At 62.2% G+C, this 25,955-nt stretch carries 23 protein-coding genes; 17 read left to right on the plus strand and 6 right to left on the minus strand.

The window, feature by feature from the left end:
- Positions 1–43: 43 nt before the first annotated feature.
- The 7 genes from NKH50_RS02765 (at position 44) to NKH50_RS02795 (ending at position 7,062) form a co-directional block, all read left to right on the plus strand.
- The gene (locus tag NKH50_RS02765; RefSeq protein WP_352650500.1) at positions 44–331 is read left to right on the plus strand and encodes an FAD assembly factor SdhE; all 288 of its coding nucleotides are present in this window, start codon (positions 44–46) and stop codon (positions 329–331) included.
- Between the two features lie 13 nt (positions 332–344).
- The gene (gene mfd / locus NKH50_RS02770; protein ID WP_352876538.1) at positions 345–3,842 is read left to right on the plus strand and encodes a transcription-repair coupling factor; all 3,498 of its coding nucleotides are present in this window, start codon (positions 345–347) and stop codon (positions 3,840–3,842) included.
- A 179-nt stretch (positions 3,843–4,021) separates the two neighbouring features.
- Complete coding sequence (locus tag NKH50_RS02775; RefSeq protein ID WP_352508814.1) at positions 4,022–5,395, plus strand: class II 3-deoxy-7-phosphoheptulonate synthase; 1,374 nt, start codon at positions 4,022–4,024, stop codon at positions 5,393–5,395.
- Between the two features lie 121 nt (positions 5,396–5,516).
- On the plus strand, positions 5,517–5,936 hold the full coding sequence (locus NKH50_RS02780; protein ID WP_352876541.1) for a GFA family protein: 420 nt from the start codon (positions 5,517–5,519) through the stop codon (positions 5,934–5,936).
- Positions 5,937–6,013: 77 nt separating this feature from the next.
- Positions 6,014–6,373, plus strand: coding sequence for a diacylglycerol kinase (locus NKH50_RS02785; protein WP_254820160.1), 360 nt, complete (start codon positions 6,014–6,016; stop codon positions 6,371–6,373).
- A 102-nt stretch (positions 6,374–6,475) separates the two neighbouring features.
- The gene (locus tag NKH50_RS02790) at positions 6,476–6,811 is read left to right on the plus strand and encodes a hypothetical protein (protein WP_352876544.1); all 336 of its coding nucleotides are present in this window, start codon (positions 6,476–6,478) and stop codon (positions 6,809–6,811) included.
- Positions 6,808–7,062, plus strand: coding sequence for a hypothetical protein (locus tag NKH50_RS02795; protein ID WP_352876901.1), 255 nt, complete (start codon positions 6,808–6,810; stop codon positions 7,060–7,062). Before NKH50_RS02790 ends, NKH50_RS02795 begins: the two co-directional genes overlap by 4 nt.
- Before the next feature lie 3 nt (positions 7,063–7,065).
- Here NKH50_RS02795 and NKH50_RS02800 read toward each other — a convergent pair whose 3' ends face one another.
- Both NKH50_RS02800 and NKH50_RS02805 read right to left on the minus strand, forming a co-directional pair.
- Entirely contained in the window at positions 7,066–7,653 is a 588-nt protein-coding gene (locus tag NKH50_RS02800) for a DedA family protein (RefSeq protein WP_352876547.1), read from the minus strand.
- The gene (locus tag NKH50_RS02805) at positions 7,650–8,213 is read right to left on the minus strand and encodes a DUF1003 domain-containing protein (RefSeq protein ID WP_254820163.1); all 564 of its coding nucleotides are present in this window, start codon (positions 8,211–8,213) and stop codon (positions 7,650–7,652) included. The genes NKH50_RS02800 and NKH50_RS02805 overlap by 4 nt, the downstream gene beginning before the upstream one ends.
- A gap of 83 nt (positions 8,214–8,296) precedes the next feature.
- On the opposite strand from NKH50_RS02805, the gene NKH50_RS02810 reads away from it, so the two are divergent.
- From NKH50_RS02810 to gltX, 5 genes are all read left to right on the plus strand, one after another.
- A complete protein-coding gene (locus NKH50_RS02810; RefSeq protein ID WP_352876550.1) occupies positions 8,297–9,010 on the plus strand; it encodes a DNA-3-methyladenine glycosylase I in 714 nt (237 codons plus the stop codon).
- Positions 9,011–9,075: 65 nt separating this feature from the next.
- Complete coding sequence (locus NKH50_RS02815; RefSeq protein ID WP_352706623.1) at positions 9,076–10,758, plus strand: NAD+ synthase; 1,683 nt, start codon at positions 9,076–9,078, stop codon at positions 10,756–10,758.
- Positions 10,759–10,784: 26 nt separating this feature from the next.
- Positions 10,785–11,198, plus strand: coding sequence for a GNAT family N-acetyltransferase (locus NKH50_RS02820; protein WP_352876553.1), 414 nt, complete (start codon positions 10,785–10,787; stop codon positions 11,196–11,198).
- Between the two features lie 380 nt (positions 11,199–11,578).
- On the plus strand, positions 11,579–13,384 hold the full coding sequence (locus tag NKH50_RS02825; RefSeq protein ID WP_352691109.1) for an ABC transporter ATP-binding protein: 1,806 nt from the start codon (positions 11,579–11,581) through the stop codon (positions 13,382–13,384).
- A gap of 133 nt (positions 13,385–13,517) precedes the next feature.
- On the plus strand, positions 13,518–14,891 hold the full coding sequence (gltX, locus tag NKH50_RS02830) for a glutamate--tRNA ligase (protein ID WP_352876556.1): 1,374 nt from the start codon (positions 13,518–13,520) through the stop codon (positions 14,889–14,891).
- On the opposite strand, the gene NKH50_RS02835 is transcribed toward gltX, so the two are convergent.
- Positions 14,809–16,011 carry a DUF2865 domain-containing protein gene (locus tag NKH50_RS02835; protein WP_352876559.1) on the minus strand — a complete coding sequence of 401 codons (1,203 nt, stop codon included), beginning with the start codon at positions 16,009–16,011 and terminating at the stop codon, positions 14,809–14,811. The two genes, gltX and NKH50_RS02835, sit on opposite strands and share 83 nt — an antisense overlap.
- A gap of 258 nt (positions 16,012–16,269) precedes the next feature.
- Between NKH50_RS02835 and NKH50_RS02840 the strand changes: the two genes are divergently transcribed.
- Positions 16,270–16,890: a DUF1287 domain-containing protein gene (locus tag NKH50_RS02840; RefSeq protein ID WP_352736618.1), complete on the plus strand. Its 621-nt coding sequence runs from the start codon at positions 16,270–16,272 to the stop codon at positions 16,888–16,890.
- A gap of 12 nt (positions 16,891–16,902) precedes the next feature.
- Here the strand turns inward: NKH50_RS02840 and NKH50_RS02845 are convergent, their stop codons facing one another.
- The gene (locus NKH50_RS02845) at positions 16,903–19,227 is read right to left on the minus strand and encodes an NADP-dependent malic enzyme (protein ID WP_254820171.1); all 2,325 of its coding nucleotides are present in this window, start codon (positions 19,225–19,227) and stop codon (positions 16,903–16,905) included.
- 399 nt (positions 19,228–19,626) lie between these two features.
- Between NKH50_RS02845 and NKH50_RS02850 the strand changes: the two genes are divergently transcribed.
- Positions 19,627–21,027 (plus strand): selenium-binding protein SBP56-related protein, encoded by a 1,401-nt coding sequence (locus tag NKH50_RS02850; protein WP_352507847.1) that lies wholly within the window; start codon positions 19,627–19,629, stop codon positions 21,025–21,027.
- A 24-nt stretch (positions 21,028–21,051) separates the two neighbouring features.
- Entirely contained in the window at positions 21,052–21,717 is a 666-nt protein-coding gene (locus NKH50_RS02855; RefSeq protein ID WP_254820173.1) for a hypothetical protein, read from the plus strand.
- Positions 21,718–21,857: 140 nt separating this feature from the next.
- Here the strand turns inward: NKH50_RS02855 and NKH50_RS02860 are convergent, their stop codons facing one another.
- The gene (locus NKH50_RS02860; RefSeq protein ID WP_352705551.1) at positions 21,858–22,637 is read right to left on the minus strand and encodes an SDR family oxidoreductase; all 780 of its coding nucleotides are present in this window, start codon (positions 22,635–22,637) and stop codon (positions 21,858–21,860) included.
- A 120-nt stretch (positions 22,638–22,757) separates the two neighbouring features.
- Here NKH50_RS02860 and NKH50_RS02865 point away from each other — a divergent pair, with 120 nt between their 5' ends.
- Positions 22,758–23,579: a UDP-2,3-diacylglucosamine diphosphatase gene (locus NKH50_RS02865; RefSeq protein WP_352876565.1), complete on the plus strand. Its 822-nt coding sequence runs from the start codon at positions 22,758–22,760 to the stop codon at positions 23,577–23,579.
- 127 nt (positions 23,580–23,706) lie between these two features.
- Complete coding sequence (locus NKH50_RS02870) at positions 23,707–24,924, plus strand: MFS transporter (protein ID WP_352507850.1); 1,218 nt, start codon at positions 23,707–23,709, stop codon at positions 24,922–24,924.
- On the opposite strand, the gene dgcA is transcribed toward NKH50_RS02870, so the two are convergent.
- Positions 24,895–25,878, minus strand: a complete 984-nt coding sequence (gene dgcA / locus NKH50_RS02875; RefSeq protein WP_352645536.1) for an N-acetyl-D-Glu racemase DgcA — start codon at positions 25,876–25,878, stop codon at positions 24,895–24,897. The two genes, NKH50_RS02870 and dgcA, sit on opposite strands and share 30 nt — an antisense overlap.
- Positions 25,879–25,955 lie beyond the last annotated feature (77 nt).

Raw genomic sequence — 25,955 nt, forward strand, 5'->3', positions numbered from 1 at the left:
TCTATCCACGCTATATGCGCCGCCTGGGCAAGGATGTTGCACGATGACCGGAACGAAACGATCCAGCGAGGGCCTCGATGCCCGCCGCCGCAAGCTTCTGTTTCGTTCGTGGCACCGCGGCATGCGCGAGATGGACCTTATACTTGGCAGCTTCGCGGATGCCGAGATCGGCGCCTTGACCGGCGACGAAATCGACCAATATGAGAGGCTCCTCGACATTCCCGACACCGAATTCCTGCCCATCGTCACCGGCGAGCGCCCGGTCCCGGCGACTATCGATTGTGCCGTCCTGCAAAAAATCCTGGCCTCGCGCCGGCCCCTGACCTTCTGAACAACGTGTAGCCATGAGCCTTATTCCTACGATCGGTCTGCCGAAAGGCCGCGCTGGCCAGTTCATTGTCGATGGCGTCGCCGACGGCTACGAAGCCTTTGCGCTGGTGCAGGCTGCGCGCGAGATCGCACCGGACAAGCCGGTGCTGTTCGTGGCCCGCGACGGCCAGCGCCTGCCGGCGATCGTCGAGGCGCTTGCCTTTGCCGCGCCGGGCCTGCCGGTGCTGGAACTGCCGGCTTGGGATTGCCTGCCTTACGACCGTGTCTCGCCCGGCGCCGATGCCGCCGCAAGGCGGCTCGATGCACTGGCTGCAATGATTGCGCTGGCGAAGAAGCCGCACCGCGCCGTCGTCCTCACCACCGCGAATGCGCTGTTGCAACGCATTCCGCCGGCTGAACTCGTCGAGGCGCAGACCTTCCACGCCAAACCGGGCAACCAGATAGACATGAACGTGCTGGGCTCCCGGCTGGAGAATTCCGGCTTCGAGCGAGTGCCGACGGTGCGCGGTATCGGCGAATTCGCGGTGCGCGGCGGCATTCTCGATCTCTTCGCGCCCGGCTGGACTGAGGCGCTGCGCCTCGATTTCTTCGGCGATACGCTGGAATCGATCCGCGTCTTCGATACCGCAACACAGCGCACCACCGGCCAGCGCAAGTCGATGGCGCTACAGGCGATGAGCGAGGTGGCGCTGACGCCAGAGACGATCAGCCGCTTCCGCCGCGCCTACATCGAAGCCTTTGGGGCGCCCTCGCGCGACGATGGGCTCTATGCGGCGGTCAGCGAGGGCAGGCGGTTTGCCGGCATGGAGCACTGGCTGCCGTTCTTCTATGAGCGGCTGGAAACCGTGTTCGATTACTTGCCGGATGCGCCGGTGGTGTTTGATCATCTGGCGCATGAGGCACTGGCCGAGCGCCATGCGCTGATCCTCGATCATTATGAGGCGCGCAAAAAACAGGCCGACGGCGCCTTGAAGGATGCCGTGCCCTACAAGCCGGTGTCGCCGGATTTGCTTTATCTGTCGCCCGAGAACCTGATTGCCTCGCTTGGCCCGCGCGAAGCGATCGACTTCACGTCCTTCGATGCGCCCGATGCCGGTGCGAAAAAGGTGTTCCATGCCGGCTCGCGCCATGGTCGCAGCTTCGTCGAGGAGCGCGCCGACCCTAACGCCAACGTCTTCGACGTCGTCGTAAAACACATTTCCGACGAGCGCGCTGTAGGCCGCCGTGTCATCGTCGCCGGCTGGACTGAAGGTTCGCTCGACCGGCTCGGCCAAATCCTGGCCGAGCATCATCTTGGCAATCTGAAACCGGTGGCGACGCTTGCCGAAGCCGAAAAGCTTGAGCCAGGGCAAGCGGGACTGGCCGTCCTGCCGCTTGAATCCGGCTTCGAGACGGAGAAACTGGTCGTCGTCGCCGAGCAGGACATTCTCGGCGACCGACTGATCCGGCGCTCGAAGCGCAAGAAGCGCGCGTCCGACTTCATCGCCGAGGCTTCGGCATTGTCCTCAGGCGATATCGTCGTCCATGCCGACCATGGCATTGGCCGCTTCATCGGGCTGCGCACCATCGAGGCGCTCGGTGCGCCGCACGATTGCCTCGAAATCCACTATGCCGGCGACGATCGGCTGTTCTTGCCGGTGGAAAACATCGAGTTGCTGTCGCGCTATGGCTCGGATTCGGCCGAGGCGACACTCGACAAGCTTGGCGGCGGCGCTTGGCAATCGCGCAAGGCACGGCTGAAGAAACGCCTGCTCGACATGGCCGGGCAGCTGATCCGCATCGCCGCCGAGCGACAAATGCGGGCCGCACCGGCGCTGCTGCCGGCGGAAGGCCTCTATGGCGAGTTTGCAGCGCGTTTCCCCTATGAGGAAACCGACGACCAGCAAACGGCGATCGATTCGGTCAGGGATGATCTGGGCGCAGGAAAGCCGATGGACCGGCTGATCTGCGGCGATGTCGGCTTCGGCAAGACCGAAGTCGCGCTTCGTGCTGCCTTCATCGCGGCGATGGAAGGCTTTCAGGTCGCGGTGGTGGTGCCGACGACATTGTTGTCGCGTCAGCATTTCAAGACCTTCTCGCAGCGCTTCTCCGGCCTGCCGATCCGCGTCGCCCAGGCCTCGCGGCTGGTCGGTGCCAAGGAACTGGCCGAGACCAAGAAGGGCGTCGCCGAAGGCCAAGTCGACATTGTCATCGGCACGCACGCACTGCTCGGGTCCTCGATCTCGTTCAAGAATCTCGGCCTGCTGATCATCGACGAGGAGCAGCACTTCGGCGTCAAGCACAAGGAGCGGCTGAAGGATCTCAAGACCGACGTCCACGTTCTGACGCTGTCTGCGACGCCGATCCCGCGAACGCTGCAGCTTGCCTTGACCGGGGTGCGTGAGCTGTCGCTGATCGCCACGCCGCCGGTCGATCGCATGGCCGTGCGTACCTTCATCTCCCCTTTCGATCCGCTGGTCATCCGCGAGACGCTGCTGCGCGAGCGCTACCGTGGCGGCCATTCTTTCTATGTCGTACCGCGCATCAGCGATCTCGCGGAAATCCATGATTTCCTGCGCGAATCCGTGCCTGAGCTGAAAGTGGCCGTGGCCCATGGTCAGATGCCGCCCGGCGAACTCGACGACATCATGAACGCCTTCTATGACGGCCAGTACGATGTGCTTTTGTCGACCACAATCGTCGAATCCGGCCTCGATATTCCGACTGCCAATACGCTGATCGTACACCGCGCCGATATGTTCGGCCTGTCTCAGCTCTATCAGCTGCGCGGGCGCGTCGGCCGCTCTAAGGTGCGCGCCTACGCGCTGTTCACGCTGCCCGCCAACCGCAAGCTCACCGATACAGCCGAGCGCCGGCTGAAAGTGCTGCAGTCGCTCGATACGCTAGGCGCCGGTTTCCAGCTGGCCAGCCACGACCTCGACATTCGCGGCGCCGGCAATCTGCTTGGCGAAGAGCAGTCGGGCCACATCAAGGAGGTCGGCTTCGAGCTCTACCAGCAGATGCTGGAGGAGGCAGTGGCCGAAGTGAAGGATTCCGGCGAGGTGCAGGACGGCGGCTGGTCGCCGCAGATCGCCGTCGGCACAGCGGTGATGATCCCGGAAAGCTATGTCCCGGATCTGCAGCTCAGGTTGGCGCTCTATCGCCGCCTTGGCGATCTCGAAAACACTGAAGAGATCGACGCTTTTGGCGCCGAGCTTATCGACCGTTTCGGGCCGCTGCCGGAAGAGGTGAGGCATTTATTGAAGATCGTCTTCATCAAGGCACTTTGCCGCAAGGCCAATGTCGAAAAACTCGATGCCGGACCGAAAGGCGTCGTCATCCATTTCCGCAAGCGCGAATTCCCCAATCCGGTCGGGCTGGTCAAGCTCATCGGCGAACAGGGTTCGTTGGCCAAGATCCGGCCGGACCAGAGCGTCGTCTTCAGCCGCGACTGGCCGACGCCCGAAAAGCGGCTTGCAGGCTCAGCGGTTGTCATGACGCAGCTGGCACGTTTGGTGGAGAAGGCTGCGTAGCAAGGTATCGCTGGTGCTCTGGACCATGACGGCGCTGGTACTTTCGCCCCGCCGTGCCATTCGCCAGCGCTGAGATTCCGGTCTAGAATAGGAATTCGGCTTCGTGTATGCAGCCGCGACCCCATATGGGGCGGATTGGCGGGCGATGGCGTCCGCGTGAAAGAGCGTTAGGTGCTTCGATGACGAAATGGTCGCCGAATTCGTGGAGAGCTAAGCCGATCCAGCAGGTTCCTGCCTATCCGGACCTTGCCGCGCTGAGGAACACGGAAGCCCAGCTCGCCACCTTTCCGCCGCTGGTTTTTGCAGGTGAGGCACGCAAGCTGAAGAAGCAGCTTGCAGCCGTCGCTGCCGGTGACGCATTCCTTCTGCAGGGTGGCGATTGCGCCGAGAGCTTCGCCGAACATGGCGCGGACAATATCCGCGACTTCTTCCGCGTCTTCCTGCAGATGTCAGTGGTACTGACCTTCGCTGGCGCTCAACCGGTGGTGAAGGTCGGCCGTGTCGCCGGCCAGTTCGCCAAGCCGCGCTCGTCCGACAATGAGACCAAGGGCGGTGTGACGCTGCCCAGCTATCGGGGTGACATCATCAACGGCATCGAGTTCGATGCCAAGTCGCGCATTCCCGATCCTGCAAGACAGGAGATGGCGTACCGCCAGTCGGCGGCGACGCTCAATCTTTTGCGAGCCTTCGCCCAGGGCGGCTACGCCAGCCTGGAGAACGTGCATCAATGGATGCTCGGGTTCGTCTCCGACAGCCCGCAGGGCGAGAAATACGAGTCGCTCGCCAACCGCATCACCGAGACGATGGACTTCATGAAGGCCGTCGGCATCACCTCGGAGACCAATTATGCGCTGCGCGAGACCGATTTCTATACCAGCCATGAGGCGCTGCTGCTCGGTTATGAAGAGGCGCTGACCCGCGTCGATTCGACCTCGGGCGACTGGTACGCCACCTCTGGCCACATGATCTGGATCGGCGATCGCACGCGCCAACCCGACCATGCGCATGTCGAATATTGCCGCGGCATCAAGAACCCGCTGGGGCTGAAATGCGGGCCGTCGCTGACGCCGGACGGCCTGTTGCAGCTCATCGATCTGCTCAATCCGGAGAACGAGCCCGGCCGGCTGACGCTGATCGCTCGTTTCGGCTCCGATAAGGTTGCCGACCATCTGCCGAGGCTGGTGCGAGCGGTACAGAAGGAAGGCCGCAGTGTGGTGTGGTCTTCCGACCCGATGCATGGCAATACGATCGAGGCCGCCGGCTACAAGACACGGCCGTTCGACCGCATCCTGAAGGAGGTGCAGACGTTCTTCGAGGTGCACCGCGCCGAAGGCACGCATCCCGGCGGCATACACATCGAGATGACAGGCAAGAACGTCACCGAATGCACCGGTGGTGCCCGCGCCATCACCGCCGAAGAATTGCAGGATCGCTACCACACCCATTGCGATCCGCGCCTCAACGCCGACCAGGCGATCGAGTTGGCGTTCCTGGTGTCCGATCTGCTCAAGAAGAGCCATCCGGTCCAGCACAAGCAGGCCGTCAACGGCTGATTAGACTTCGATCATCGAGGTGGTCAGCGAAACGCGTCCGGCCGGTGTCGCATTTGCCCGTGCCTAACGCACGCAAAACTGGAATCCTGCGAAGCGGCGGCAATTGCATCGGGAGGCCGATATGGCTGACAGTCACACCGGATCATGCTTGTGCGGGGCAGTGCGGTTCCAGACACGAGGACCGCTGCGCGGTGTTATCTACTGCCATTGCTCGCAGTGCCGGAAGCAGAGCGGGCATTTTTATGCTGCAACCAATGTTGCCGACCCCGACATCACAATCACGGGCGCGGACAGCATCACCTGGTACGAGGCATCTTCGTTTGCCAGACGTGGCTTCTGCAAGACATGCGGCTCGCTGCTGTTCTGGAAGCCGACGGATGTTGGCTATGTTTCAGTCCTGGCCGGGCTGTTCGACGCGCCAACCGGACTTCAAGGGGAATGTCACATCTTCGTCGGCGACAAGGGCGACTATTACGCGATCGACGACGGGCTGCCGCAGTTCGAGAAGTCAACGCCGTCGATCAAGGTGGCAGGCGACTGATTTTTGAAGAGGTCGCCTTATTCCCTTGGTCCAGCCATTGCGCTAATCCCCTGCCGGTGATTCCGAAGGGTTTTGGCATGCAGCGGCTGATCGACGCTTTTTACAACTCGGTGCGGGCGTTTCGCAAACTGGCCGCCAGCGAGGAGGCCTTCCAGCTGGAGCTGACGCTGCTTGTGCTTGCCTTGCCGCTCGGCTGGTTCCTTTCGGAATCGTGGCGCGGCTACGCGCTGCTGATCGGCGCGGTGCTGCTCATGATCATGATCGAGGTGCTGAACACCGGCATCGAGGCGGCATGCGACGCGTTCAGCCGTGAATTCAACATCGATATCCAACTGGCCAAGGATTGCGGTTCGCTGGCGGTGCTGATTTCGGTGGTAATCGCTGCAGGCGTCTGGGGCGTCGCCATCGTCGAGCGGATCCTCGGGGTGCCGATCTGACGTTTCAGACACTACATGCCGTCACTGCATTTCTCGTTTTGACCACGATCTCTTCCGAAAAACCGGTACCACTTTTCGGGATCATGGTCTGAGGGAACCGACATGGCCGATACCGCCGGATTTCTGCTGCTTGAACGTGAGGGCCTGCCGGACGATCTGCGCTGGCTGGCCGAAAAATATCCGCGCGAGATCTGGCAGGCGCATGCCAACATTCACGGCGTGGCCAATATGTGGCTGCAGCGGCACGATATGTTCCGCGAGCTTGGCGGCATGCTCACCAGTGGTATCGGCGATTATCCAGAAGGTAGGCTGAACGCGCCGGAATTCGCGCGCTGGTTCGCGCCGCGCCTCAACCATTTCCTCGGCAATCTCGACGGCCATCACATGTCGAGGACCATCATTATTTCCCGGTCTTCGCCAGGGCCGAGACCCGTCTGAAGCGCGGCTTCGAGATTCTCGATGCCGATCACCACACAATCCATGAGGGACTGGAGCGCAATGCCGAGGCGGCAAATGCCTTCATCCGCACGCTTCAGGAGAGCGAGGTCAAGCAGCGCTTCGCCGCCAACACCTATGCCGACGAGAACAGCCGGCTGATCGCCATGCTGACCAGGCATCTTGCCGACGAGGAAGACCTGATCATCCCGCTGATCCTGGAAAAGGGCGACCGTGCGCTCGGCACAGATTGACGATCAGCTTCCCTTGCGAAGCTCCTTCTTGGCGGGGAAGTGCGACGTCAGCCAGCCGAGGATAGCCACAACGAGGCCGATTGCCAGAGCGATCAGCAGCCGCTCGTGGCGGGCCAGTGCCTGGCCGACGATGCGCTCGGCGCCCAGCCCGAACACATAACCGACCGTGCAGAACAGCGCCGCCCAGACCACCGATGAGATGGCGTTGAGGATGGCGAAACGCGCCGCGGCGATGCCGGACAGCCCCGCCGCGATACCACCGACCAGGCGCAGGCCATAGATGTAGCGGTTCGACAGCACGAAGATGTTGGGATGAGAGGTGACGAGGCGATAGGCGTGGCTGAAGCCCGGCCGGGCACGGAGCCTGATCACGAATTTATGGTCGGCGAAGCTTCGCCCCAAGATGAAGAAGAACGTGTCGCCACCGAAGGCGCCGAGCGCTGCCGCGAGGAAAGCCTGCCACAGGACGAAAACACGCTGATGCGCGAAGAAACCGCCAAGAATGGCGGCGCTTTCGCCCTCGGCCACGCAGCCCAGAAAAACCGCGACCAACCCATATTGCTCAATGAGACGATGGATGGCTTCCGTCATGAAGACGTTCGCTGCTTCGACAGAATATCGTCGATGCGCTTCACCTGCTCGGCCAGCCGGGCGATCTCGTCTCGCATGCCGATGATCTGGCTGTGGCGCAGTTCGTCGAGCTTTTCATGTAACGCCATGATCTCGATCTCGGCCTTGAGATTTACCTCATAGTCGTGGGCGGCGTCGATTCGATCGCGCTCGGTCTGGCGGTTCTGCGCCATCATGATCACTGGCGCCTGCAGGGCGGCAACCATGGAAAGCACGAGATTGAGGAAGATGAATGGATAGGGATCGAAGGCGGCGCTCGACAAGAGCCAGACATTGCCTGCCGTCCACAGGATCAGGAAGCCAATGAATGCCAGGATGAAGGACCACGAGCCGCCGATCCGGGCGATGGTGTCGGCCAGGCGATCTCCAAACGTCTGGTGAAAGGCGACGGCCTTGTTGGTGTCCTTGGAGATCGTGGTGCGCTCGAGCGTAGATTGCAGTACCCGGCTTTCGAGCGCGCTGAGGCCGTCCGGCTTTCGCTTCAGCCAGCGGCTTGCCAGGTCCTCGATCGTTTTGTTCATCGTCGCCTCCGTCGTCAGCGATGAGGTAGAAGCTGCCGGTTCATACGGGAAGTGGTAGATTGACGCGATGGGGTCAGGAAACAATGGTGGATTTTCAGAAAATTCGCGCCCGTGCAGCGAAACGCAAAGGCGGTGAGGCAGCCCTTACGTCGCTGCTGGGTCCAATGCCTGACAATGCCGCGGTGGCAAAGATTGCGGATGACCGGATCCTGTCGACCATGGCCGAGCGGGTCTTTGCCGCCGGCTTCGTCTGGCGCGTCATCGAGCAGAAATGGCCGGGTTTCGAGGAAGCATTTCTTGGCTTCGAACCGAAGCGGCTGCTGTTCCAGCCTGACGATTTCTGGCACGATCTCACTGCCGACAAGCGCATCGTGCGCAATCCGCAGAAGATCAAATCCGTACGCGACAACGCGGCCTTCGTCGAGCGTGTGTCGAAGGAGCACGGCAGCTTCGGCAAGTTCCTGGCCGATTGGCCGGCGGATGACCAGGTCGGGTTGATGGCCTATCTCGGCAAGCACGGCAGCCGGCTCGGCGGCAATACCGGCCAGTATTTTCTGCGCTGGCTGGAGTGGGACGCTTTTGTTGTCTCGGCCGATATGGCGGCCGCACTGCGCGATGCCGGACTCGACATCGCGGAGAGCCCGACGTCGAAGAGGGATTTGGGCAGGATCCAGGCGCAGATCAACGCCTGGGCGGCGGAAACCGGGCTGCCGCGCCGACACATTTCGCGCATTCTGGCAATGTCGATCGGCGAGAACCATCCGCCGGAAGCCTTGCGCGAATATATGGGCGAATAGGATCGATTGTTTGGTCCAAACGAACGCCATTGCCCGACGAATTTTGCCGCGCTAAACCCACGGGCATGACAGACAGGACCGCTCCAGACATATTGCGCATCGCCGTCGCCCAGCTCAATCCGACGGTCGGCGACGTCGCCGGCAATCTCGCCAAGGCGCGCGAGGCGAGGGCGGATGCCGCCCGCCAAGGCGCCGACCTCGTGCTGTTCACCGAGCTTTTCCTTGCCGGCTATCCGCCTGAGGATCTGGTGTTGAAGCCGGCATTCCTGAAGGCCTGCGAGCGGGCGGCGGAGGATTTCGCCGGCGATACCGCCGACGGCGGCCCGGGCTTCATCATCGGCACGCCGTTGAAGCGCAAGACCGGCACGCACAATTCGATCATCTTTGCTGATGGTGGCAAAATCCTTGCCGAACGCTACAAGCTCGATCTGCCGAATTACGGTGAGTTCGACGAGAAGCGCGTCTTCCAGGCCGGCCCCGAGATCCAGGGGCCGGTCAATTTCCGCGGCGTGCGCGTGGGAGTGCCTATCTGCGAAGACATCTGGGGCGAAGTTGCCGTCTGCGAGACGCTGGCCGAAAGCGGCGCGGAAATCCTGCTGGTGCCGAACGGCTCGCCCTACTATCGCGGCAAGGTCGATGTCCGCCACCAGATCGTCATCCGCCAGGTCATCGAATGCGGACTGCCGATCATCTATGCCAACCAGCTTGGCGGCCAGGACGAACTGGTCTTCGACGGCGCATCGTTTGCCATAGGTTCTGACAAGACGCTGGCCTTCCAGATGAGCCAGTTCGAGGAGACGGTCAACGTCACCACCTGGAAGCGAAAGAATGACATCTGGGTCTGCTATGACGGACCGATGTCGAAAATCCCTGAAAAGGAGGAGGCCGACTATCGCGCCTGCATGTTGGGCTTGCGCGACTACGTCAACAAGAACGGCTTCAAGAATGTCGTGCTCGGCCTTTCCGGCGGCATCGATTCGGCGATCTGCGCGGCACTTGCCGTCGATGCGCTGGGCGAGGAACGGCTGCGCGCCGTGATGATGCCTTACCGCTACACTTCGAAGGACTCGCTCAAGGACGCCGAGGACTGCGCCCGCGCGCTCGGCTGCCGCTACGATATCGTGCCGATCTTCGAGCCGGTCGAGGGCTTCCTGCACACACTGACGCAGCTTTTCGAGGGCACCAAGGAAGGCATCACCGAGGAAAACCTGCAGAGCCGCGCCCGCGGCACCATCCTGATGGCGATTTCCAACAAGTTCGGTTCGATGGTGGTCACTACCGGCAACAAGAGCGAGATGTCGGTCGGCTACGCTACGCTCTATGGCGACATGAATGGCGGCTTCAACCCGATAAAGGACCTCTACAAGATGCAGGTCTATGCGCTGGCGCGCTGGCGCAACGCGCATGTGCCGCCGGGTGCGCTCGGTCCGTCCGGCGAGGTGATCCCGAATAATATCATCGACAAGGCGCCCTCGGCGGAACTGCGAGAGAACCAGACCGACCAGGATTCGCTGCCGCCCTATCCGGTGCTCGATGACATATTGGAGTGCCTGGTCGAGAACGAGATGGGCGTCGACGAGATCGTTGCGCGCGGCCATGAGCGGGCGACGGTGACGCGCGTCGAGCACCTGCTTTACGTCGCCGAATACAAGCGCCGGCAGGCGGCGCCCGGCGTGAAGATCACCAGGAAGAATTTTGGCCGCGACCGCCGCTATCCCATCACCAACCGGTTCAGGGATGGCGGGTAGGCGATTGGCTGCATAACGGTTTAGCAATGGCCAACTTTGAGATCAGCTTTGACATGTCGCAGATCGACTTCCGGGCGACATCCGACATTTTGAAGGAGAGTTATTGGGGCAGCGGCCGCAGCGATGAACTGCACCGCCGCGCCTTTGCCAATTCACTGTGCGTCGGCGCCTATGTCGGCGGCAATCAGGTCGGCTTTGGTCGGGCGATCACCGACCGTACGGTATTTGCCTATCTCGCCGACATCATTGTCTGGCCAAGGTATCGCGGGCAAGGCATCGGAACCCGGCTTGTCCAGGCGCTTATCGATCATCCGGATTGCAAGACTGTCACGCATTGGAGCCTGTCGACCAACGACGCCCATGCGGTTTACGAGAAGCTCGGCTTCAGGCCGTCCACCGACGGCCGCTATATGCGCCTCGACCGTATGCCGGCAATTTGAACAGACGCGGCGTACAACCGGCCGTTGTTGCAAAATCGTCTCACTGCTTGGACCAGATGTGCTTTGGGCTATCTACTGACTTGGCGCGGCGTTAAGGCGTCTCTATAAACGCCTCTCCGCGATTCCCCTTCAGGAGGAACCGAATGCCAGGATTTGAGATCGTTATGCGAGGCCGCGAAGCCTAGTCTTGGTCAGTGCGCCGCGACATAGCCTCGCGGCAAGGCTGAACCAAGGCAGGTATTTTGCCGCTGCCGGTCGCCGCCCTCTACAGGGCCGCCAAATACGCCAAACCTCCGCATCTCCGGGCGCCAAACGGCGCCAACGCGGTTTTTCAATTTCTACTTTCGTGGGATCGGGCTCGTTTGTGCCCGAATGACATCATGGCTCGTTTTCGAATAGATTTGCGCGCGGGCGCCTTTCGCAGCGTTCTTGGCTTCACGCTCAGCCATTGGCGGCGTCAGCCGTGGCGGCTTGCCGGCATTATGGGCACGTTCCTGCTGTCGACCTTGGCCGACGTGCTGACGCCGCTCTATTCCGGCCGGCTGGTGGATGCCGTCGCCAGCAGTGCTGCGGCCGACGATGTTGCGTGGAACGCGGCGATGGCGGCCTTTTCGATGCTGGTTGCCCTGGCGCTCACCGGTGTCGTGCTACGCAATCTCGCCTTCATGGCCATTGTCGAGCTGACGTTGAAGATGATGGCAGATATCGCCGCCGACGCCTTCCACCGCGTCCAGCGCTTCTCCACCGACTGGCACGCCAACAGCTTCGCCGGATCGACGGTGCGCAAGATAACGCGCGGCATGTGGGCGCTCGACCTGCTCAACGACACGATCCTGATCGCGCTGCTGCCGTCGGTCGTCATGCTCGTCGGCTCGACGCTGCTGCTTGGCTGGTTCTGGCCGCTGATGGGTGCTGTCGTCGCCATCGGTTCGGTTCTGTTCATCGCGGTGACGACGATGCTGTCGCTTGGCTATGTCGCGCCCGCGGCAAGGCTTGCAAATGCGTGGGATACACGGCTTGGCGGCTCGCTGGCCGATGCGGTGAGCTGCAACGCCGTGGTCAAGGGTTTTGGCGCCGAGGAACGCGAGGAGACGCGGCTTGCCGAGGTCGTCGCCAAATGGCGCGGTCGCACGCGCCGCACCTGGATGCGCGGCACCGTCAACGGCACCACGCAAGGGACGATGCTGCTGCTTTTGAGGGCAGCGGTCATCGGCTTCTCCCTGCTTTTGTGGTCGTGGGGGCAGGCGAGCGCCGGCGATGTCGCCTTCGTGCTGACCTCATTCTTCGTGCTGCAAGGCTATCTGCGCGACATCGGCACGCATATCCGCAATCTGCAGCGCTCGATCAACGACATGGAGGAACTGGTCGACTTCCAGTCCGAACCACTCGGCATCGAGGATCGGCCCGGAGCCAAACCGATCCGGATCACCGATGGCCGTATCACCTTCGACAAGGTAACGTTCCATTATGGCAGCCACCGCCTGCCGCTCTATCGCGACTTTTCAGTGGATATCGCGCCGGGCGAACGGGTTGGGCTGGTTGGCCATTCGGGCTCCGGCAAGACGACATTCGTCAAGCTGATCCAGCGCCTCTACGACGTGACTGCGGGCAATATCCTGATCGACGGCCAGGATATTGCCAAGGTGGCGCAGGCGTCGCTGCGCGCACAGATCGCAATCGTCCAGCAGGAGCCGATCCTGTTTCACCGGTCGCTGGCCGAAAACATCGCCTATGCCCGGCCGGCCGCCACGCAGGCCGAGATCGAGCACGCGGCGCGGTTGGCCAGCGCGCATGACTTCATCGCCAATTTGCCGAAAGGCTATGGCACGCTGGTCGGCGAGCGCGGCGTAAAGCTGTCGGGCGGCGAGCGTCAGCGTGTTGCAATCGCACGCGCCTTCCTTGCCGATGCGCGCATTCTCATCCTGGATGAGGCAACGTCGAGCCTCGATTCGGAATCGGAGGTGCTGATCCAGCAGGCGATGGAGCGCTTGATGGTCGGCCGCACGACGCTGGTGATTGCCCACCGGCTGTCGACGGTGCGGGCGCTGGACAGGCTTTTGGTGTTCGATCGCGGCCGCATCGTCGAAGAGGGCTCGCATGACCAGCTGATCCGGCTGCAAGGCGGCATCTACCGCCGGCTGTTCGAACGCCAGGCGCTTGAACTGACCAAAGGCCTGGTGATCTGACGGTTACGGCGCCGCACGTCTTGATAGACGTGCGGCGCTGCAGTCTTTTCTTCGCCTTTGTCATGTTCTATGTCTCCCGCCGAGCGCGGGGGCGCGTCTTGTCAACAGCAAAACCATCCGGTACGCCCCGCTCATGACAGTTACCGTCCGTTTCGCCCCGTCACCGACCGGCCGCATCCATATCGGCAATGCGCGCACCGCTTTGTTCAATTGGCTGTTCGCCATCAAGAACAAAGGCCGCTTCATCCAGCGCTTCGATGACACCGACGTTGCCCGTTCGACGCAGGAGTTTTCCGACGCTATCCTGTATGACCTGCATTGGCTGGGCATCTTCCCCGACGCCACGGAGTACCAGTCGCGGCGCGTGGAAATCTACGATTCCGCACTGGAGAGGCTGAAGGAGGCGCGCCTCGTCTATGCTTGCTATGAGACGCCCGAAGAGCTCGACCTGAGGCGCAAGGTGCGCCGCACGCGTGGCCTGCCGCCAGTCTATGGCCGCGAGGCGTTGACGCTGACAGCTGAGCAGGTGGCGGAATATGAGGCCGATGGGCGGCGGCCGCACTGGCGCTTTCTGTTGCCCAACTTCACCGGCGATCCGTTGCAGCCGGAGCGCACCGAAATCCATTGGAACGACCTGGTGCGCGGCGAAGAAACCGTCGACCTCGCCTCGCTTTCAGACCCGGTTCTGCGGCGTGAGGACGGCACCTACCTCTATACATTGCCTTCGGTTGTCGACGACATCGACATGGGCGTCAGCCATGTCATTCGCGGCGACGACCACGTCACCAATACCGGCGTTCAGATAGCCCTGTTCCGAGCACTTGGCGCGGAGCCGCCGGCGTTCGGCCACCACAATCTCCTGACAACGGCATCAGGCGAGGGACTTTCGAAGCGCACCGGCGCGCTGTCCATCCAGAGCCTGCGTGAGAGCGGCATCGAGCCGATGGCGGTGGCTTCGCTGGCGGTGCTCGTCGGTACCTCGGAAAACGTCGTAGCGGTGCCAGCGATGGCCGAGCTAGCCGAGCGCTTCGATCCGGCTGCAACATCGAAATCCGCCGCCAAATTCGACCCGGACGAGCTCTTCGTGCTCAACCGCACGCTGCTGCACCACATGCCGTTTTCAGAGGCGCGCGACCGGCTGATCGTGCTCGGCATCTCCGGCGAACAGGCCGAGCCTTTCTGGCTGGCGGTGCGCGGCAATCTCGACAGACTGGCCGATGCGGCGATCTGGTGGCGTACGCTTCGAGACGGTCCAGAGGAGCCGGCGGAGTTTTCCGACGAGGACCGCGACTTTCTTCGCCAGGCATTCGAGCTGCTGCCGGAAGAGCCTTGGAACGGCACTGTCTGGAAGGACTGGACGGGCAAGATCCGAGCGGCGAGCGGCCGCAAGGGCAAGGCCCTGTTCATGCCGCTCAGGCTGGCGCTTACGGGACAGTCTTCCGGTCCGGAGCTTGCAGATCTGTTGCCGCTGCTGGGTCGGGAAGGAACGTTGGCCCGACGACCCTGACCTTGCGCTGCTCCGGCGGCGGCAGCGACGTCGGCGAGGGCACAGGTTTGGCGGCAAGCCGTCTGATTGCCTCACGGTTGAGGCCGCCTTGCGAATTGGCCAAGGTCTCCGGGTCGGCGCCCGGATCAGGCTTGGCAACCGGCAGCGGAATGAACGGGGTGGTCTCCACGCTCGCCTCGGATTGTGCCGGGGTTGGCGGGTTGCCGGCGATAATCTGGAAATTCTGCACGGCATTGCAGCCGCAGGTCGGCGGCCGGGGCGTGTCGGATTGCTTGTAGAGGTAGGCCGTCGACAGTTCGATATAAGGCCTGCCGGTCACTGAAGACGTCATCGACGCCGAATCGTCGTTCATGCCGCGCGTGTAGAAAACCTGCATCTCGGTGCCGGGGCAGCTCGATTCGCAATTCTTCTGGTCGCGCTCGAAATCGCCCAGCGAGGCAGCATTCGACATCGGGAAGAAATAGCCGTCGCAGGTCCGCACGCACATGGTGCGGAATTCGCCTCGCGGCTGGCCCAACTCGTCGGCGTTGTTGAGGATGCTGCGGATGTTGCGCGGCTGACTTAGCTCTTCAGCCTGGTCGAGCTCTTCGGGCTGGTCGGGCGCACCAGGTTCACTGCCCAAAAGCTGGTCGAGCAGGCTTCGGTTGCCGTTTTCACGGCTGGCTTCGCGGACCGGTGTGGGCGTCGACGCCGCATCATCGTGGCAGCCATTGGCGTCAAGCGAGGCCAATATGCGCGCGCGATCGCGTCGCGAACCACCGTCGGCAAGCTCAGTGCGCTTGGCCTGCAAGGCGTCGAGATTGGCAGCCATGCGATCGATGGTGGCGTCGAGTGCCGCGCATGCGTTGGCGTTGCGGCGAGACAGCGAGAAGCCGCAGCCGGCGCTGCTGGACTGGCTGACGGCTTTTGAAATCTGCTGGCGCTGCCGGACGATCGCGTCGTCATATTTCCTGAGCAGGGCCGGCTTGCCGCCGCCACCACGAGAAGCGGCGGCAAGATCGGCTTCAAGCTGGCGGCAGAGGCGCGAAGCGGCCTGCGACTGAGTGACGGCAATGCCGCACAGTAGCAGGACGCCGAGCAGCGCGGCTGCCCGCGTCAGCTTGCAATGTGCGCCCGTCATCCCTCCGGACCTCCACCTGCCTGTCATTCAGAACTACCGCGCTCGCGGTTAACCGTTCGTTTAGCATACCGCCAATTCCGGCTTCGGCTCAAATCGGCGATGGCTTGCGCCTGTGCGCGATCACGACGAGGGCTGTCATGCCGACCACCCCCCACGGCCTTTTCGGACAGAGCCAGAACCGCGACATCCTGGCGTTGCACGAAAAAGGCGTATTCGCCGAGAAGAATGCCTGGATTCAGTAATGCCCGGAGGCTTGGGATGACCTCGATTACCCGTCGAGCCGCGGTGCAATTTGGTCTTTTATGCCTGGCGATGCCGGTCGCCATGGCGCAGGAAAAGCTTGTCACGCCGGATTGGGGCACCAGATTGGTCGAAGCCGCTCGTGAGCAGATCGGCGTCACCACGCTCTACGATCCGACCTATACACGCCTAGCCTATCCGGGCGGGGACGTTGAGCCAGAGCGGGGTGTGTGCACGGATGTCGTGATCCGTGCCTATCGCCGCGCCTTCGGTCTCGACCTGCAAGAACTGGTGCATGAGGATATGCGGGCCAATTTTGCCGCCTATCCGAAGGCGTGGGGCTTGAAGGCGCCCGACCGCAACATCGACCACCGCCGTGTGCCCAATCTTGCGGTCTATTTCGAGCGGCGCGGTGCTGCCTTGCCCGTCAGCCAAGACCCCGCCGATTATCGGCCTGGGGATCTCGTCGCACAGATGCTGCCCGGCAATCTGTCGCATATTGCCATCGTGTCGTCCAATCGCTCCACTGTGGTGCCGACAAGAAGGCTGGTTATTCACAATATCGGCGGCGGCGCCAGAGAAGAGGACACTTTGTTTGCCTTCAGGCAGACAGGGCATTTCCGGTTCAAGCCAGTCTGAGAAGGCCCATCGCTAGCCCAGATCGACGATGGCTTGCGCCTTATGCGCGGCTTCGACCACTGCCAGTGCCGTCATGTTGACGACGCCGCGCGAGGTGACCGACGGTGTCAATATGTGCGCCGGGCTGTCGGTGCCGAGCAGGATCGGGCCGACATGCAGCGCGTCCATCATCGTGCGCAGCGCGGTCAGCGTGATGTTCGCCGAATCGAGATTGGGAAACACCAGCAGATTGGCTTCGCCCTTCAGCCGCGAATGCGGATAGACGCGTTGGCGCAGCTGCTCCGATAGTGCCGAGTCGGCATGCATCTCGCCGTCGCATTGCAGGTCGGGCGCGATGCGCGCCAGGATCGCCGCCGCCTGCCGCATCTTCATGGCGCTTGGCGAATCGCGGGAGCCGAAATCAGAATGCGACAGCAGCGCTGCCTTGGGCTCAATGCCGAAACGCTGAATTTCCTCGGCCGCCAAAACGGTCATTTCCGCAATTTCTTCGGCGGTCGGATCGACGGAGACATGGGTGTCGGTGAGGAAAATGATCCCGCGCTGCGAGATCAGCATGGACAGCGTCGACAGGTCGCGATCCCGAATGCCGGGGCGCGGCCCGATGATCAGCGTCACGTTGCGCAAATGGCGCTCGAAACGGCCTTCGAGCCCGCAGACCATGGCGTCGGCGTCGCCGCGCTTCAGGGCAAGGGCCGCGATCACCGTATTGTCGGTGCGCACCATGGTGCGCGCGGCTTCCGTCGTCACCCCACGCCGGCCGGCAAGCTCGATCAAAAGGTCGACATAGTGGCGGTAACGCGGATCGTCTTCCGGGTTGATCAAGCCGAAATCGACGCCCGGCTTGATGCGCAGCCCGTAGCGCTTCAGCCGCACCTCGATGACATGCGGGCGGCCGATCAGGATCGGTTCGGCAATGCCTTCCTCGAGCACGACCTGGGCGGCGCGAAGCACGCGCTCGTCCTCGCCGTCGGCATAGATGACGCGTTTGGCGCTCGACGTCTTGGCCATCGAGAACACCGGCTTCATGACCAGGCCGGAGCGGAAGACGAAGCGGTTCAGCTTGTCGATATAAGCGGCGAAATCGGTGATCGGCCGGGTCGCGACGCCGGTCTCGCAAGCTGCCTTGGCGACAGCAGGGGCAATGCGCAGGATCAGCCGCGGATCGAAAGGCGAGGGGATCAGGAACTCCGGACCAAAGATCGGCGTCTCGCCGGAATAGGCACGCGCGGCAACGTCGGACGGCTCTTCGCGGGCGAGCGCTGCAATCGCTCGCACAGCAGCCATCTTCATCTCTTCGTTGATGGCGCTTGCGCCGCAATCCAGCGCGCCACGGAAGATGTAAGGAAAACAGAGTACGTTATTGACTTGATTGGGGAAATCGGAGCGGCCGGTGCAGATCATCGCGTCGGGCCGCGCCGCCCGTGCTGCTTCCGGCATGATTTCGGGATTGGGATTGGCCAGCGCCAGGATCAGCGGCTTTGGCGCCATGTGGTGGAGCAATTCCGGCTTCAGCACGCCGGCAGCAGACAGGCCGAGAAACACGTCGGCGCCGGGCAGAACGTCGGCCAGCGTACGCGCCTCGGTGTCCTTCACATAAGGGTCTTTCCAGCGGTCCATCTCCTCGACGCGGCCCTTATGGGCGACGCCGAACCGGTCCGTGACCCAGATGTTTTCGACCCGCGCGCCGAGCGAGACCAGCAGGTTGAGGCAGGCAAGCGCCGCAGCACCAGCGCCCGACGTGACGATCTTGATGTCCGAGATGGACTTGCCGGCGAATTCCAGCCCGTTGAGCACGGCGGCGGCGACGATGATGGCGGTGCCGTGCTGGTCGTCATGGAAGACTGGTATGCCCATGCGGGCTTTCAACTGCTCCTCGACTTCGAAGCATTCGGGCGCCTTGATGTCTTCCAGGTTGATGCCGCCGAAGGTTGGTTCCAGCGCCGAGATCGTTTCGACCATGCGCTCGATGCCCGGTGCGTCGATCTCGATGTCGAAGACATCGATGCCGGCGAACTTCTTGAACAGCACCGCCTTGCCTTCCATCACCGGCTTGGAGGCGAGCGGACCGATATTCCCGAGGCCCAGCACCGCCGAACCGTTGGTGACAACTCCGACCAGATTGGCGCGGGCTGTATAGTCGGCGGCGGTTGCCGGGTCGTCGCGGATTTCAAGGCAGGGGGCGGCGACGCCCGGCGAATAGGCAAGCGCCAGGTCGCGCTGATTGCCCAGCGGCTTCGTCGCCTGGATTTCAAGCTTTCCGGGACGGGGGTGCTTATGGAAATAGAGCGCCGCTTCGTCGAGGTCGGATCGGGCCGCCTTCTTGCTTTCGCCTGTCATGACGGCCGCCTCCTCAGTTCAGTCCGTTTGGTGTTTTGAGTCTCTTAGCATGCAGCCGAGGCTTTTCGAGAGGTGATATGTCGCAAGCGCGAGCTTGCGGCTTGCACCCCCGCCCTCCTGTGCGGTCTGCCATTGAGATGTTGGGGCGATAGGCGGGGTGCTGCGGCGAGGTACGCCGCCCAGTTCGAATGTCTGGTGGCGCTCGTCGCTCACAGAGGCCTTGCGGCGAAACATGTCGACATTGCAGTTCTCCAAAATCCGTGAGATTCTTCGAAAAGTCGCACGAAATAGCGTGCGAACAACAAAGCGCCCCGACGTTTTCGGCGGACATCCAAACGCATCACAGATCGTGCCCCTGATTGTCGGTCGGACTGCTTAACCTGCCAAGGGAGGACGACAATGACTGTACGGCCAGACCCGACTTTCCACGCGACTGCCAAGCTCGCAATGCAGGCGCCAGTCGAAAATTTTGCCTACACTTTGATGTTGAGTCCCGACTTCTCTCAGCCAGATGGACTAGCCATAGTTGACGTAAACCCGAAGTCGAAGGACTACGGCCAGGTCGTCCATAGCGTGATAATGCCGAACAAGGGCGACGAGTTTCACCATTTCGGCTGGAACGCGTGCTCTTCGGCCCTTTCGCCGCTGAATGGTCACCCGTTTCTCGAGCGCCGCTTTCTGATCATTCCCGGTATTCGATCTTCGCGCATTTACGTCATCGACACCAAGGGCGGACCGACCAAGGCCAAGATACACAAGGTCATCGAGCCAGAAGAAGTGTTTGCCAAGACGGGCTATTCCAGGCCTCATACGATTCACTGCGGTCCGGAAGGTATTTATGTCTCGACGCTTGGGGGCGGTGGCCCTGACGGCACCGACGGACCTCCCGGCATCTTTGTCATGGATTGCCAGACGTTCGACGTCATCGGGCGCTACGAGATCGATCGCGGGCCGCAGGACAAGCAGTATGATTTCTGGTGGAACCTGCCACGCGACTACATGGTGTCGAGCGAGTGGGCCCTTCCGCCCCAGTTCGAGCAGGGCATCGTGCCTGAAGACCTCCTGTCGAACAAATACGGACACCGGGTGCATTTCTGGAATTTGCGCGAACGCAGGAACGTGCAGACCATCGATCTGGGCGCCAACCACCAGATGGCGCTGGAAGTCCGCCCCGCCCATGACCCGGTCAAGGAATACGGTTTCCTTGGAGTGGTCGTCGACACGACAAACCTCGAGGGATCGATCTGGACCTGGTGGCGCGAGGGCGGCAAATTCCATTGCGAAAAGACGGCGACCATCCCGCCCGAGGCAGCCGCCAAGGATGACCTGCCGCCGTTGCTTCAGGGCTTCGAGGCGGTGCCGCCGCTAGTAACCGACATCGACCTGTCGCTCGATGACCGATTCCTCTACGTATCCTGCTGGGGCACCGGCGAGATGCGCCAATACGATGTGACCGATCCGATGAAGCCTAAGCTTGCAGGGTCCATCCATATTGGCGGCATCACGCGCAAGGCCAAGCATCCCGGCGGCGGCGACTACAGGGGCGGACCGCAAATGGTCGAGATCAGCCGCGACGGCAAACGCGTTTACTGGACCAACTCCCTGTATTCGACTTGGGACGATCAGTTCTATCGCGATGGTATTCCGGCAGCCATGGTCAAGGCCAATGTCGGCGAGAACGGTGGAATCACCCTGGACAAGGACTTTTATGTCGAGTTCCCCGAGGGGTATCGCTCGCACCAGATTCGTCTGGAAGGTGGCGATTGCTCGACGGATTCGTTCTGCTATCCGTCGGTGTAACCGACTGCCCGGGTCAATGAAGCGATGAGCGAGTGGACGACGGCCGGTCTCTGGCTGGCCGTCGTCGCCAGCGGCATTTATCACGGCATCAATCCTGGCATGGGCTGGCCGTTGGCCGTTTCGGCCGGCCTTTTGGACAGACGTGCCGGCGAATTGTTTCGGGCGCTCGGCCTTTTGGCAATAGGCCACTTTGTGGCGATGATCGGTATCCTGCTGCCCTTCGGCGCGATGCTGACGCTCATCGTCTGGGAACGACAGATTCGCATCGCGGCGGGGTTGATTGTGATCGCAGCCGGGATCTATCTCCTGATCAACCGGCGCCACCCGCGTGTTCTTGCCCGTATCCCGCCGGCGCAATTGGCCTTGTGGTCTTTCGCGGCCGCCACCGCGCATGGCGCCGGGCTGATGCTGGTGCCGATTTATCTCGGCTTGTGCCAGGCAGGCGATCTCGATGTTGGACACCAGGCGGCTACCACGCTCATGGCCGGTAATCTGATCACCGCCACCACCGTCTCCGTGGTCCATACGGCCGCGATGATTGTAAGCGGCGGTGTTATCGCCATTGCCGTCTATCGATGGCTCGGACCCAAGTTCATCTCACAAAGCTGGTTCAATCTCGACACTGTGTGGGCCCTGAGCCTGATCCTGGTGGGCGGAATTGGGATCGCGAGTATCGGATTCGCTCGCTAGCTTGCATGCATTGGCAAAGGAATTCTCCCTTCTGCGAATGTCAGGAAGGTCAGATCGCATCATGCGGCGCTCGCACCCAACAACCGCAAAGGGTCGTTCTTCCGCCGTCCAGAGGGTAACCAAGCGTTTGGATTCTACCACTAGAACGCGCTGACGTAGAGGCCGCCGTCGACCGGTACGTTCTGCCCGGTCAGGTAGCCGGCATGGACCGAGCACAGGAAGGCGCAGATCTGGCCGAATTCCTCCGGCGTGCCGAGCCGTTTGGCCGGAACATTGGCTGCTGCTTGCGCCTTGCGCGCGGCAGCTGCCGCCGGATCCTCGACACAGCCGGGTTCATGCGGGCCGCGCAGCCGGTCGGTGTCGAGTTTTCCCGGCAGCATGTTGTTGATCGTCACATTGCGGTCGATCACCGTCCGCGCGACGCCGGCGAGGAACGAGGTGAGGCCGGCGCGGGCGCCGGACGACAGGTCGAGGCCGGGGATAGGCACATAGACGGACAGCGAGGTGATGTTGACGATGCGGCCGAAGCCGCGCGCCGCCATGCCGTCGATCACGGCCTGAACCAGTTCGACAGGGGTTACCATGTTCTGGGTGACGCCCTCGAGGATCTTTTCGCGGTCGAGCGCGCGGAAATCGCGAAACGGCGGACCGCCATTGTTGTTGACGAGGATGTCGGGATCGGGGCAGGCGGCAAGCAGCGCCTGCTGGACATCGGGTTTGGATATGTCGCCGACGATCTCGGTCACCTTGACGCCGAATTTCTCCCGCAGTTCAGCGGCGGTTTTGGCCAGCACGTCGGCGCTGCGGCCATTGACGACCAGATCGCAGCCTGCCTCCGCCAGTGCCATGGCGCAGCCGCGTCCCAAGCCTTTGCTCGAAGCGCAGACGATGGCCTTCTTGCCGCGAATGCCGAGATCCATGGTGATTTTCTCCTCTGATTGCCGTGGCAACCTATCCGGATGGCTGGACCAATCGCAACCGTCATACGGTTGTTGCATGAATCGGGGCATAGCCTCACGCGAAAGCAACGGTGACAAATGATGTCCGGCGCAGAGCCCCGCACTTTCCGCAGCATGTTCATCTCCGACGTCCATCTCGGATCGAAAGCGGCGAAGGCCGAGTTCCTGATCGATTTCCTGCGCCATCACGATGCCGATATCATCTATCTCGTCGGCGACATCGTCGACGGCTGGCGCTTGAGACGAAGCTGGCATTGGCCGCAGAGCCACAATGACGTCGTCCAGAAATTGCTGCGCAAGGCGCGCAAGGGCGCCAACATCACCTATATCGCCGGCAATCACGACGAGTTCGCGCGCCAGTTCCAGGGCGTGCATTTCGGCGGCATTGTCGTCGCCGACCGCGCCATCCACGAGACCGCCGATGGCAAACGCCTTCTTGTCATTCATGGCGACCAGTTCGACACCGTCGTCCACAATGCGCGCTGGCTCGCCTATCTCGGCGACTACGCCTATGACGCGGCGATGCTGGTCAACCGCATCATCACGCGCCTGCGCCAGGTGCTCGGCCTGCCTTACTGGTCGTTCTCGTCCTGGGCCAAGGTCAAGGTCAAGAAGGCGGTGAATTTCATCGGCTCGTTCCAGACCGTGCTGACCGAGGAGGCGCGCCGCTCGCACGTCGACGGCGTGATCTGCGGGCATATCCACCATGCCGCGATCGAAAGCTACGAGGACGTGCAGTACATCAACACCGGCGACTGGGTGGAGAGCTGCACGGCGGTGGTCGAGCATTTTGACGGCCGGATGGAGATCCTGCACTGGGCGCATGTCCTGCCGGAGACTCCGGTCGGCGGCGAGGTGCTCGTGCCGATCGACATCAAGGGCAGGGCAGTCCAGGCGGCTTGACCAAAACCCGGCCGCCCTCGCTTCAATCGGTTAGTCCAGCGGTTTCATCGACTTTTTCGCCGTGTTATGCAGCGGCAGGTGTGGTGGGCCGACCCGGCTGAATGCCGTGCCGACGGATCGCCTGTCAATGTCCTCGCTGCCGCCGCTTTCGCCCGAACAGCTCGTCAAGCCACGCCATTTCGAACTGCGCATGAGCTTGATCTTCTTCACGCTCTTCGTGCCGCTCGGAACGCATGTGCCGTATTTTCCCCTGTGGCTGCAGGCCAAGGGGTTCCACGCCGAGCAGATAGCCGTGATCCTCGCCGCGCCGATGTTCCTGCGTGTGGCAACGACGCCTTTTCTTACCGCGCTGGCAGACAAAGCGAGCGATCGCGCCAATGTCTATGTTGCGCTGGTCGCCGCATCGCTGATCCTGTCCGCCGGCTACCTCCTGCCGCCGACCTACGCAATGGTACTTGCCGTATCCCTGGCGCTGACGGTCGTTTGGACGCCGCATTCGCCGATTGCCGATTCGCTCGCCCTTTCTGGTGTTCGCCGCTTCGGCTCGAACTACGCCGGCATGCGCAAATGGGGCTCGATCTCCTATCTCTGTGCCAATCTCGCCGGCGGTTTCATCTTGTCGGCGAGCGGTGCTCAGGCTGTCCCGGTGATCATCTTCGTGTCGTTATGCGCCGCGCTAGCCGCCGGGCTGATTGCGCCGCGCCTCGGCCGCCCGCGCCGCGCCTCGCCGCTTTCGGCTGCCGACATCCAGCAATCGGCATCAAAACTCCTCAACCCGTATTTTCTTTATTTTTCGACCGGGGTCGGCGTCATCACCGCCAGCCACGCGTTTCTCTACGGCTTCGTGTCGATCTACTGGAAGTCGATCGGCATCAGCGATTCGGTTGTTGGGCTGCTCTGGGGGTGGGGCGTCGTCGCCGAGATATGCATGTTCGTCGTCTTCACTCGGGCTTTCGCCTCCTTCTCGATCGTGTCGATCATGCTGATTGCCGGGACAGGCGCTATCGTGCGCTGGATCGCCTTCCCTTTGATCTGGCCGCTTGGACTTGGCGTTGGCGGGTTTTTCGCGATCCAGACGCTGCACGCGGTTTCGGTGGCGCTGGTGCTGATCGGCCTGCAAAAGATGATCGGTGAGACGGTCGTGGAAGAACGCACCGGGGCGGCGCAAGGCATCGCCTATTTTTCCAACGGCTTCTTCATGGCGGTGGCGACGCTCATTTCCGGTCCTCTTTACGACCGCTTCGGCGCGAACGGCTTCTTTGCCATGATCCCGATCGCCCTGACGGGCCTGGCGCTGATCGGACTTGCGGCGCGTTCAGCCCCACAGCGCCGGCTCGGGCGGTGACACCAGCGACCCTTGATAGACGAGACCGGGAATGCGGTCGCGGGCTAGCAGCAACGGACCGTCGAGATCGACGAAATCGGCATCCTGCGCCAACAGAACGGCCGGCGCCATCGCAAGCGATGTGCCGACCATGCAGCCGACCATAACGCCAAGACCCAGTTCGCGGGCGCGGTCGCGAAGCACGAGTGCTGCGGTCAGGCCGCCGGATTTGTCGAGCTTGATGTTGATGGCGTCGTAGAGGCCGACAAGCGCTCCAATATCCTTCGCCTCGTGCACGCTTTCGTCGGCGCAGATCGGCACCGGATGCGCGATGTGGCGAAGAATACCGTCATGTCCCGCCGGCAGCGGCTGTTCGATCAAGGCGATACCTTGCGCAGCGGCAAAGGCGAGGTTTTCTACGATGTTGTCGTTCGTCCAGCCTTCGTTGGCATCAAGAATGATTCGGCTGTCGGGTGCCGCCGCCGTCACTGCGCGGATGCGGGCGATGTCGTTGTCGCCGCCGATCTTGACCTTGAGCAGCGGGCGCTGGGCGTTGGCGCGGGCCTGCGCCGCCATCGCTTCCGGCTCGGCGAGCGACAATGTGTACGCCGTCTCAAGCGGTCGTAACGGAACGGTTCGTATCGTATGCGCCACCGGTGTTCCGCTGATCTTCGCTTCCAGGTCCCAGAGCGCGCAGTCGATGGCGTTGCGTGCCGCGCCGGCAGGCATGGCACCGAGCAGGGCGATGCGGCTGATGCCGTGCGCGATCTCACTGCGCATCGCCTCTATCGCGCCACGCACACCCTCAACGGTCTCGCCATAGCGCTTGTAAGGGACGCATTCGCCGCGTCCTGTACGGCCGTTTTCGGTGATGGCGCAGGAAATCACCTCCGCTTCGGTCTTCGAGCCGCGCGAAATGGTAAAGGTCCCGGCTATCGGAAAGCGCTCGGCCTCGACCGAAATGACACGCGCCATATTTTTCTGCTCCGGCTGTGCAACAAGGAGGATATCGGCAAATCGACAGGTCGACCCCGTCAGGCTAAACAGGACGC

This window comes from Mesorhizobium sp. M1027 (assembly GCF_040318745.1).
In the GTDB taxonomy this organism is placed as follows: Bacteria; Pseudomonadota; Alphaproteobacteria; order Rhizobiales; family Rhizobiaceae; genus Mesorhizobium.

Excerpts from the sequence above, each read along its gene's own strand:
- mfd (WP_352876538.1), top strand. The coding sequence starts at position 345 with ATGAGCCTTATTCCTACGATCGGTCTGCCGAAAGGCCGCGCTGGCCAG.
- NKH50_RS02780 (WP_352876541.1), top strand. The coding sequence starts at position 5,517 with ATGGCTGACAGTCACACCGGATCATGCTTGTGCGGGGCAGTGCGGTTC.
- NKH50_RS02765 (WP_352650500.1), top strand. The coding sequence starts at position 44 with ATGACCGGAACGAAACGATCCAGCGAGGGCCTCGATGCCCGCCGCCGC.
- NKH50_RS02785 (WP_254820160.1), top strand. The coding sequence starts at position 6,014 with ATGCAGCGGCTGATCGACGCTTTTTACAACTCGGTGCGGGCGTTTCGC.
- dgcA (WP_352645536.1), bottom strand. The coding sequence starts at position 25,878 with ATGGCGCGTGTCATTTCGGTCGAGGCCGAGCGCTTTCCGATAGCCGGG.
- gltX (WP_352876556.1), top strand. The coding sequence starts at position 13,518 with ATGACAGTTACCGTCCGTTTCGCCCCGTCACCGACCGGCCGCATCCAT.
- NKH50_RS02805 (WP_254820163.1), bottom strand. The coding sequence starts at position 8,213 with ATGAACAAAACGATCGAGGACCTGGCAAGCCGCTGGCTGAAGCGAAAG.
- NKH50_RS02810 (WP_352876550.1), top strand. The coding sequence starts at position 8,297 with ATGGTGGATTTTCAGAAAATTCGCGCCCGTGCAGCGAAACGCAAAGGC.
- NKH50_RS02845 (WP_254820171.1), bottom strand. The coding sequence starts at position 19,227 with ATGACAGGCGAAAGCAAGAAGGCGGCCCGATCCGACCTCGACGAAGCG.
- NKH50_RS02835 (WP_352876559.1), bottom strand. The coding sequence starts at position 16,011 with ATGACGGGCGCACATTGCAAGCTGACGCGGGCAGCCGCGCTGCTCGGC.
- NKH50_RS02775 (WP_352508814.1), top strand. The coding sequence starts at position 4,022 with ATGACGAAATGGTCGCCGAATTCGTGGAGAGCTAAGCCGATCCAGCAG.
- NKH50_RS02850 (WP_352507847.1), top strand. The coding sequence starts at position 19,627 with ATGACTGTACGGCCAGACCCGACTTTCCACGCGACTGCCAAGCTCGCA.
- NKH50_RS02865 (WP_352876565.1), top strand. The coding sequence starts at position 22,758 with ATGTCCGGCGCAGAGCCCCGCACTTTCCGCAGCATGTTCATCTCCGAC.
- NKH50_RS02790 (WP_352876544.1), top strand. The coding sequence starts at position 6,476 with ATGGCCGATACCGCCGGATTTCTGCTGCTTGAACGTGAGGGCCTGCCG.
- NKH50_RS02860 (WP_352705551.1), bottom strand. The coding sequence starts at position 22,637 with ATGGATCTCGGCATTCGCGGCAAGAAGGCCATCGTCTGCGCTTCGAGC.
- NKH50_RS02855 (WP_254820173.1), top strand. The coding sequence starts at position 21,052 with ATGAGCGAGTGGACGACGGCCGGTCTCTGGCTGGCCGTCGTCGCCAGC.
- NKH50_RS02815 (WP_352706623.1), top strand. The coding sequence starts at position 9,076 with ATGACAGACAGGACCGCTCCAGACATATTGCGCATCGCCGTCGCCCAG.
- NKH50_RS02820 (WP_352876553.1), top strand. The coding sequence starts at position 10,785 with ATGGCCAACTTTGAGATCAGCTTTGACATGTCGCAGATCGACTTCCGG.
- NKH50_RS02870 (WP_352507850.1), top strand. The coding sequence starts at position 23,707 with ATGTCCTCGCTGCCGCCGCTTTCGCCCGAACAGCTCGTCAAGCCACGC.
- NKH50_RS02800 (WP_352876547.1), bottom strand. The coding sequence starts at position 7,653 with ATGACGGAAGCCATCCATCGTCTCATTGAGCAATATGGGTTGGTCGCG.
- NKH50_RS02840 (WP_352736618.1), top strand. The coding sequence starts at position 16,270 with ATGACCTCGATTACCCGTCGAGCCGCGGTGCAATTTGGTCTTTTATGC.
- NKH50_RS02825 (WP_352691109.1), top strand. The coding sequence starts at position 11,579 with ATGGCTCGTTTTCGAATAGATTTGCGCGCGGGCGCCTTTCGCAGCGTT.